The sequence below is a fragment of the Aeromonas sp. QDB11 genome, from assembly GCF_027705265.1.
Classification (GTDB): Bacteria; Pseudomonadota; Gammaproteobacteria; order Enterobacterales; family Aeromonadaceae; genus Aeromonas; species Aeromonas allosaccharophila.
The window spans coordinates 1-8,685 of record NZ_JAPDBM010000101.1 but is presented as its reverse complement, the minus strand read 5'-3'; the positions used below and the strand labels follow the sequence as shown (position 1 = coordinate 8,685).

The 8,685-nt window shown below is 56.9% G+C and carries 5 protein-coding genes; 4 read left to right on the top strand and 1 reads right to left on the bottom strand.

The genetic code is table 11. The features are described from left to right. Window positions 1-266: 266 nt before the first annotated feature. Both OKC40_RS21135 and OKC40_RS21130 read left to right on the top strand, forming a co-directional pair. Window positions 267-1,718, top strand: a complete 1,452-nt coding sequence (locus OKC40_RS21135; RefSeq protein WP_257707827.1) for an IS1182 family transposase — start codon at window positions 267-269, stop codon at window positions 1,716-1,718. Window positions 1,719-2,238: 520 nt separating this feature from the next. Next, window positions 2,239-3,849, top strand: a complete 1,611-nt coding sequence (locus tag OKC40_RS21130; protein WP_270796881.1) for a methyl-accepting chemotaxis protein — start codon at window positions 2,239-2,241, stop codon at window positions 3,847-3,849. Between the two features lie 200 nt (window positions 3,850-4,049). Here OKC40_RS21130 and OKC40_RS21125 read toward each other — a convergent pair whose 3' ends face one another. Next, on the bottom strand, window positions 4,050-4,877 hold the full coding sequence (locus OKC40_RS21125; RefSeq protein ID WP_058646743.1) for a KilA-N domain-containing protein: 828 nt from the start codon (window positions 4,875-4,877) through the stop codon (window positions 4,050-4,052). A gap of 138 nt (window positions 4,878-5,015) precedes the next feature. Between OKC40_RS21125 and OKC40_RS21120 the strand changes: the two genes are divergently transcribed. Beyond that, window positions 5,016-5,624: a recombinase family protein gene (locus OKC40_RS21120; protein WP_425267553.1), complete on the top strand. Its 609-nt coding sequence runs from the start codon at window positions 5,016-5,018 to the stop codon at window positions 5,622-5,624. After that, window positions 5,621-8,653, top strand: coding sequence for a Tn3 family transposase (locus OKC40_RS21115; protein ID WP_039272567.1), 3,033 nt, complete (start codon window positions 5,621-5,623; stop codon window positions 8,651-8,653). The genes OKC40_RS21120 and OKC40_RS21115 overlap by 4 nt, the downstream gene beginning before the upstream one ends. Window positions 8,654-8,685: the final 32 nt, after the last annotated feature.

Genomic DNA, 8,685 nt, shown 5'->3' with positions numbered 1-8,685 from the left:
GGGGGTGTAAGCCCAAACCGCCGAAAATTCCGCCACGCCAAATCTAGGGCTCAGAGAGTGCCCCCGCCGACGTGGATATCAGGGTCGGTGCTCTTGACCAAAGTCAGCAGAATGTAACACCGTCAGTTTATGCCTGCTTAAGGCCGGATTGCTGCCATTCGGTTTTCGTGGCCAACGGACAGGACCCGACCGAGGCCGTGTGAAAACGAGTGAACTCTGATTGCGCTCTGTGGTCTATGCATAAGACATAGATGCGGAGGCTGGGGATGAAGCGATTCATTGAAGGCGAAAGTCGAAACCAGATCACCTTGATGCCAGCCTGCCTGGACGACTATATCGACACTGACAATCCCGTGCGCGTCATTGATTTGTTTGTCGACGAACTTGATCTGGTCGAACTGGGATTTGACGGTACGGTCGCTGCGGCGACGGGACGGCCGGGTTACCATCCCGCGCTGTTGCTGAAGATCTACATCTATGGTTACCTGAACCGAATTCAATCGAGCCGGCGCCTGGAGCGCGAAACGCAGCGCAATGTTGAATTGATGTGGCTCACGGGACATCTGTCTCCGGACTTCAAGACCATTGCCGACTTCCGTCACGACAACGGCAAAGGCATCCGTAACGTGTGCAAGCGGTTTGTGGCCCTCTGTCGCCAACTCAACCTGTTCAGCCAAGCGGTCGTGGCCATCGATGGCAGCAAATTCAAAGCCGTCAATAACCGGGACAAGAACTTCACGCCGCACAAACTCGAACAGCGGATGAAGCAGATTGATGAAAGCATCGAGCGCTATCTGAATGCCCTGGACACGGCCGACCGGACGCAACCGGCTGATCTTGAAGCGAGAACCGCGCACTTGCAAGAGAAGCTGGACAAGCTCAGGAAACAGATGCACTACCTGCGGGACATTGAGCAACAATTGAAACAGCAACCGGATCAGCAACTGTCACAAACCGACCCGGATGCTCGCTCGATGGCCACCAGTGGCCGCGGTACTGGCATGGTCGGCTACAACGTCCAAACCTCTGTCGAGATCCAGCATCACTTGATCGTCGCCCATGAAGTCACGAATCTAGGGTATGACCGAACGCAACTCGCCAAGATGGCCTTGCAATCACGCGAAGCGCTCGCGGTTGAGAACATCGAAGCCATCGCCGACCGGGGTTATTACAAGGGACCGGAAATATTGAAGTGTGTCGAGGCGGGAATCACGCCCTCGGTGCCAAAGACCATGACCAGCAACAACAAAGCCAAAGGGTTATACGACAAACGTGATTTCGTCTATGTCGCGCAGGACAACGAATATCTTTGTCCTGCAGGGAAGCAGCTGATCTATCGTCACTCCTCGCTGAAGGATGGGATGAGAATTGATGATTACTACGCTTCGTACTTAACCTGCCAGCAGTGTGCGCTGAAAGCACAGTGCACTACCGGCAAGGAACGGCGGGTAAAGCGATGGGAACATGAAGGCGTCCTTGACGCCATGCAGGATCGCCTGGACCGGAACCCAGGGAAGATGAAACAACGACGGTGTACCGTCGAGCATGTCTTCGGAACACTGAAGTTCTGGATGGGGTCGGCGCATTTCTTGATGAAAACCCTCAAACATGTGAGCACGGAAGTGAGCTTGCACGTGCTGGCCTACAACCTTCGGCGAGTCATCAACATTCTCGGTGTTGAGAAACTCATGAGATCGATACGGTTACTTGCCGTTTAAGGTCAGGTGGCCTTTTTTACGGCTCGATTTGACCGTACTCTAAGGCGATTAGGACCCTCAGTTTCGATCTCAGAAAGCTGTCGGCCTCGATTTGATCAACAACGGGTAAAACACGCGCTCAAGCGCGCGGCGAACGGTAACTCAATTGCGTTTCCACACGGCCTCGACCCAAAGGCGACATCCCAGAGAAATGGGAGCAGCCATTCGCCGCTCGGGAAAGCGGATCGAAAGCGGCCGCTCACGAGGCCAACTCCGGATTCATGAATGAACATGCGGTAGTGCAGCTCAGACTGTTGACCCCAAGAAACAACTGGGCAACATTTCCCTGGCGATACCAGAAACCTGTCAGTTGTTTCTGAGGAAGGGAGGGCGAGTCAATCCGTATAACGTTTTGCCATATAATGGCATCTATGCGTTTAGTCTAGTAATTACTGGACATTACTGGATTCCACTTACGTAGCAAACGCCATTGCCGTACTATCCCAACTCAATTTCCTTGAAACACTTTTGCAAAGCCACCATGACTATTCGACGTCTGATTTCACTTTTCACCCTGGCGACACTTGTCTTGTTGAGCGTACTCATCTTTACGCTCTGGTCAGGCTTCCGAAATGCACTGGAAACTTCACGTGACGAGAACACCGTCGCACTGCCGGCTTTGGTGTCAATGCTGGAAACGCGTTTCAACGTGGTTCAGGTCCAGCAGTTCCTTACCGATGTCTCGGCGACCGGTGAGTCCGACGGCTTCAAGGAAGCCAAGACAGCCTACGATGAAGCGATCAAGGATCTGGATAACATCGCCCGGCTCCAACCAAAGCTTGCCGACCAGGCGGCCAAGGCGAAAGACAGCTTAGGCAAGTTCCATACGTTCGGCATCGAAATGGCCAAGGCCTACAACAGCGGTGGTCAGGAAGCAGGCAACGCGCTGATGAAGCGCCCCAATGATGGTTTCGACGCTCTGGCGGAACGGCTGACCGGCCAGCTTGAGAGTCTGGAGAAAACCGTTCGCGAGCACATGGCGGAATCCGCAAGCATTACGGAAACCGGAATCCAGCGGGCGCAGGGCACAAGTACCGGGCTCGGCGTCGCCATCGGTGTGCTGATGCTGCTATCGGGTTTCATGCTCTACCGGTCGCTGATCCGGACACTCGGCGGCGAACCCGTGGAGGCTGCAAGGATTACGCAACGCATCGCCGGTGGCGACCTCACCCACGAAATCAGAATCCGCCCCGGTGATCAGCACAGCCTGCTGGCGGCGATCCGGGCCATGCAGGAGAGTCTGCGCACGATCATACGCGGCATCGGCGAGTCAGCCGACACGCTGACCGCTTCGGCGCACGAGATCTCGCTCGCCGCCAATCAGGTCGCGACGGCGGCCCATACCCAAAGCGACAAATCCGCGTCGATGGCCGCGTCGATCGAGGAAATGGCGGTGTCAATAACCCATATCACCGAAAGCGCCAGCGGGGCACATCAGAGCGCGGTCGATGCGCGGAGCCTTTCCGATGTCGGCGAAGCCGCGGTGGATGAGGCGATTGCCGAAATGGACGGAATTTCTGCAGCGGTGATGAGCACGGCCGAGTCGGTGAAGGTGCTCGGCGATCGCTCGGAGCAGATTTCAAAAATCGTCGATGTGATCCGTGAAATTGCCGACCAGACCAATCTTCTCGCCTTGAACGCGGCCATTGAGGCGGCGCGAGCGGGCGAGCAGGGGCGCGGCTTCGCGGTCGTCGCTGACGAAGTGCGCAAACTCGCCGAACGCACGACCAAGGCGACCAGCGAAATCAAGGCAACGGTCGATTCCGTGCGTGAGGGCACCGTCAGGGTGGTCAACGAAATGGCCGGCGGCAGTGACCGTACACGAGCCGGAGTGGTGATGATCCGGCGCGCCGGCGAAACGATGGGCAAGATTCAGGACGGCGTGGGCCAGATGATGAGCGCGGCCGAGGAGATATCCGCGTCGCTGCGCGAGCAGAACACGGCCAATCACGACATCGCCCGCAATGTCGAAGGCATTGCCCAGATGACCGAGGAAACCAGCGCCGTGGTCCGTTCGGTCGCCAAGTCGGCCGAACACCTCGAAAAGCTGTCCGTTTCAATGAGCGAGTCGGTGCATAAGTTCCGGATCTGACGCTTATCGCTTCTTTGATGCCCTCCAGTGGAAAGATTGGGCAACACAGGTTCAACGACTGCATACAGGTAAGTAATCCAAGGCAACGGCGGCTTTAGAGGAAATTTTTCACCGGCCGGTTATGGCCGGCTGCACTCATTGGGATTTTAAACCTGAACGGCAGCCCTATGATGCAAAGGAGCCGTTCAACTCAATACGGATCACCGCTCTGGCAGCTTACCCAGTTGCTTGATGACGCCGATGCCAACCAAGGAGCGCATCTGCGTGATCGCGATGGCGTTTAATTGCGTCAATCGCTCCGGCGCTGAAAGCCCTTGATGGATCAGGACCGCGTTGATGCTCTCCATATTGGATAGCACGACCAATTGCTCCAGGGTCGCGATATCACGCATGTTGCCGGTTTGGTCGGGATTGGCTTGCCGCCATTGAGTGGCCGTCATCCCAAACAGTGCGACGTTGAGTAGATCGGCTTCGCTGGCATAGACGGTGGCGGTTTGCGTTTTGGTTAGTTGCGGCGGAATCAGGCGTTCCTTGATGGCGTCCGTGTGAATACGGTAGTTGACCTTGGACAGCGTGCGCTGGAAATTCCATTCCAGCGAAATGGCTCGCGCTTCTTCATCCTTGAGGCGCTGAAATTCCTTGATCAGGTACAGCTTGAACTCGGGGCTGAGCCAAGAACCGAATTCGAAAGCGATATCCTTGTGGGCATAGGTGCCGCCGCCACGTCCAGCTTTGGCATAGAGACCGATGGCGTCTGTGGTATCAATCCATTTTTTCGGCGACAGTGAGAAACTGTTCAGACCGGCCTGACTCTTAAACCTCTCGAATTCGAGAGGTTTAAAGGCTGGGTTGTAAATTTGCTCCCATATACCGAGGAACTCTATGGTGTTGCGGTTCCGCAACCAACTGTAGAGAACGCTTTCATCCCCGAATCGTTTCACCATGTCAGTCAGTGAAATGTAATCCTGTTCGTGACGAGTCGTGATGGTCACTTCGGCGCCGTGCACCGTAATGCTGCGATTTTTCATGTTGATGAGTCCAAAGCCTGTCGGAAAACAACTGTTTTGCGACAGGCACCGTTCGGCTACCAAAATCGCGTATTAACCCCGCCAAAAAATATGCGGAAAACAATGCCGCTATGGTATAGCATACGGAAATCATAGGCTATGGGTTTTCCACACATGCTTGTCGGCTACATGCGCGTCTCTTCCGACTCTGATCGACAAACCACGGATCTACAACGCGATGCCCTGTTGGCGGCAGGCGTTGATGCGCGCCACCTATTCGAGGATCGCGCGTCCGGCGCCAAGGATGATCGTCCGGGGTTGGCCAAGGCGCTGGCGTTTGTTCAACCTGACGATGTTCTTGTCGTCTGGAAGCTGGACAGGCTTGGCCGCTCGCTGTCGCATCTGCTCACCATCGTTGACACGTTGCGGGAGCGGCAGGTCGCTTTTCGTTCGCTCACCGAAGGCATGGATACCACCACGCCATCGGGCGAGCTATTGTTTCAGGTGTTCGGTGCGCTTGCGCAGTACGAACGCGCCCTGACCCGAGAAAGGGTAATAGCCGGACTGGCGGCCGCCAAGCGACGGGGCCGACTCGGTGGCCGGCCACCGGCGATCATCGGCGAGAAACTGGACACCATCGTCGCCGCGCTGAATGGCGGCATGTCCAAGGCGGCTGTGTGCCGCAACTTTGGCGTCAAGCGCACCACGCTGATCGAAACCCTTGCCCGAGTTGGCTGGCCAAGTGCTGAGAAGATGCCGCAACGATGAGGCGTAAAAGCGAGCGGCTAACCGTTCTTTCGGAGGCCGAGCAATTCGCCCTGTACGGCATGCCTGACTTCGATGATGGACAGCAACAGGAGTATCTATCACTGACCGAGGCGGAACTGGCGCTCGCCTGCAGTCGTCCTGGTTTGCATGCCCAAGCTTACTGCGCTTTGCAGATCGGCTACTTCAAAGCCAAGCATGCCTTCTTCCGCTTTACTTGGGACGACGCGCCGGACGATTGCGCCTTCGTCCTGACTCGCTATTTCAACGATCAGGCGTTCGAGCCGCACACGATCACCAAGCACGAGCGCTACGCGCAACGAACTCTGATTGCGAAGCTATTCGGCTACCGGCTATGGTCGACGGACTCCCTGCCACAACTCGTGCAACAAGCCAATCAGATCGTTCGGCGTGACATCACGCCCGGCTTCATCGTGGCCGAGTTGATCGTCTATCTCAACGAGCACAAGATCGTCCGGCCCGGCCTCACCACGTTGCAGGAACTGATCAGCGAAGCATTGTCCGCCGAACGCCGACGCTTGGGTGTGCTACTCGATGAGGTACTGGACGGCGAGGCCAAGGCCGCGCTGGCTCAACTTCTGGTGCGCGACGACACCCTGTCGGAGCTGGCGGCTCTCAAGCAGGATGCCAAAAGCTTCGGCTGGCGACAAATGGCGCAGGAGCGGGAGAAGCGTGCCAAGCTGGAACCGTTATACCGAATTGCCAAGACGCTGTTGGCCAGGTTGGCGATCTCGCAGCAGAATCTGCACTATTACGCGAGCCTGGCCAATTTTTACACTGTCTACGACCTTCGCCGCCTCAAACCCGAGCAGACCAACTTGTATCTGCTGTGCTACGCCTGGCAGCGTTATCGACAGTTTACCGATAATCTCGTAGATGCCTTGGGCTACCACATGAAGCAGCTCGAAGACGAGAGCAAGGCGCGGTCGAATAAGCTCTTCGTCACGGAACAGATCCGTCGGCAACAGGAAACGCCGCGAGTCGGACGTTTGCTGTTGCTCTACGTCGACGACACGGTGGCCGATGTCACGCCTTTCGGCGACGTGCGCCAGCGTGCGTTCAAGATCATGCCGAAGGAGGCGCTGCAAATGACCGGCCAACGCCTCAGCGTGAAGCCCGCGAGCAAGCTGGCCCTGCGCTGGCAGACCGTTGACGGTTTGGCCGAACGCATCCGGCGCCACGTGCGGCCACTCTACGGGGCGCTTGAATTCTCCGGGGTCGTGCCGGATAACCCGTGGCTTGGGGCGCTCGCCTGGGTGAAGGGTGTATTCGCGAAACAGCAGCGACTGTCACACCGTCCTCTGGCCGAATGCCCCGAGGCCACCCTGCCCAAGCGTCTGCGTCCCTATCTATTGATATTCGACGCGGACGGGAAGCCCTTGGGCTTACATGCCGACCGCTATGAGTTCTGGCTTTACCGCCAACTCAGAAAACGCTTCAAGGCTGGAGAGATCTATCTGGACGACAGTCTGCAGCACCGCTGCTTTACTGACGAGCTGGTCTCCCTTGAGGAGAAGGCCAGCGTGCTCGGCCAGATGGACATTCCCTGGCTGCGCCAGCCCATCGGAGCGCAACTTGACGCGCTGAAGGCCGAACTCCACGAACAGTGGCTGGCGTTCAACCGTGAGTTGCGCCAAGGGAAGTTGAAGCATCTCGACTACGATAGCGAGCGCAAGACGCTGACCTGGCGCCGACCCAAGGCCGACAACGATACCGCCAAACAGAACCGCTTCTATGATCAATTGTCGTTCTGCGATGTCGGTGACGTGTTCCGCTTTGTGAACGGGCAATGCCAGTTCCTGTCGGCGCTGACACCGCTGCAACCGCGCTACGTCAAGCAGGTCGCCGATTCGGACAGTCTGATGGCCGGTATCATCGCCCAGGCGATGAACCACGGCAACCTCGTCATGTCGCGCACCAGTGATATTCCCTACCACGTGCTGGAGACGACCTACCAACAGTATCTGCGCCAGGCATCGCTGCAGGCGGCCAACGACCGGATCAGCAATGGCATTGCCGACTTGCCCATCTTCCCGCACTATTCCTTCGACCTTGGTGGAGCACTCTACGGCAGCGTCGATGGTCAGAAGTTCGGCGTGGAGCGACCGACCGTCAAGGCGCGGCATTCGCGTAAGTATTTCGGTCGTGGTAAAGGGGTCGTCGCCTACACCCTGCTGTGTAACCATGTGCCGCTGCAAAGTTGGATCATCGGCGCGCATGAGTTCGAGGCGCATCACGTGTTCGACATTTGGTACCGCAACACGTCCGATATCGTGCCAACCACGATTACCGGTGACATGCACAGCGTCAACAAGGCGAACTTCGCCATCCTGTATTGGTTTGGTCTACGCTTCGAGCCGCGTTTCACCGATCTGGAAGAGCAACTGAAAGAACTCTACTGCGCCGATGATCCGGCGCTGTACGAAAAATGCCTGATTCGCCCGGTCGGCCAGATCAACCTGCCCGCCGTCATTGATGAGAAAAGCAACATTGATCAGATCGTGGCCACGCTAGGCCTCAAAGAGATGACGCAGGGCACACTGATCCGCAAGCTGTGCACCTACTCCGCATCGAACCCAACGCGGCAAGCCATATTCGAGTTCGACAAGCTGATTCGCAGCATCTACACGTTGCGCTATTTGCGTGATCCTCAGTTGGAGCGCAACGTCCACCGCTCGCAGAATCGCATCGAGTCCTACCACCAGCTGCGTTCAGCCATCGCTCAGGTCGGCGGCAAGAAGGAATTGACCGGCCAGACCGACATCGAAGTCGAAATCAGCAACCAGTGCGCGCGGCTGATCGCCAACGCCATCATCTACTACAACTCGGCGATCCTTTCGCGGCTGTTGACCAAGTGTGAAACCAGCGGAAACGAGAAAGCCCTCGCCCTGCTCAAGAAGATTTCGCCGGCAGCGTGGCGCCATATTCACCTGAACGGGCACTATACCTTTCACGGCGATGGTCAGATTATCGATCTGGATGCGATCGTGGCGGGGCTGGAATTGGGTTGACGGAATTTTCGGCGGTTTGGGCTTACCCCCCC

Coding starts and splice junctions, on each gene's coding strand:
- OKC40_RS21130 (WP_270796881.1), top strand. CDS start 2,239: ATGACTATTCGACGTCTGATTTCACTTTTCACCCTGGCGACACTTGTC.
- OKC40_RS21120 (WP_425267553.1), top strand. CDS start 5,016: ATGGGTTTTCCACACATGCTTGTCGGCTACATGCGCGTCTCTTCCGAC.
- OKC40_RS21125 (WP_058646743.1), bottom strand. CDS start 4,877: ATGAAAAATCGCAGCATTACGGTGCACGGCGCCGAAGTGACCATCACG.
- OKC40_RS21135 (WP_257707827.1), top strand. CDS start 267: ATGAAGCGATTCATTGAAGGCGAAAGTCGAAACCAGATCACCTTGATG.
- OKC40_RS21115 (WP_039272567.1), top strand. CDS start 5,621: ATGAGGCGTAAAAGCGAGCGGCTAACCGTTCTTTCGGAGGCCGAGCAA.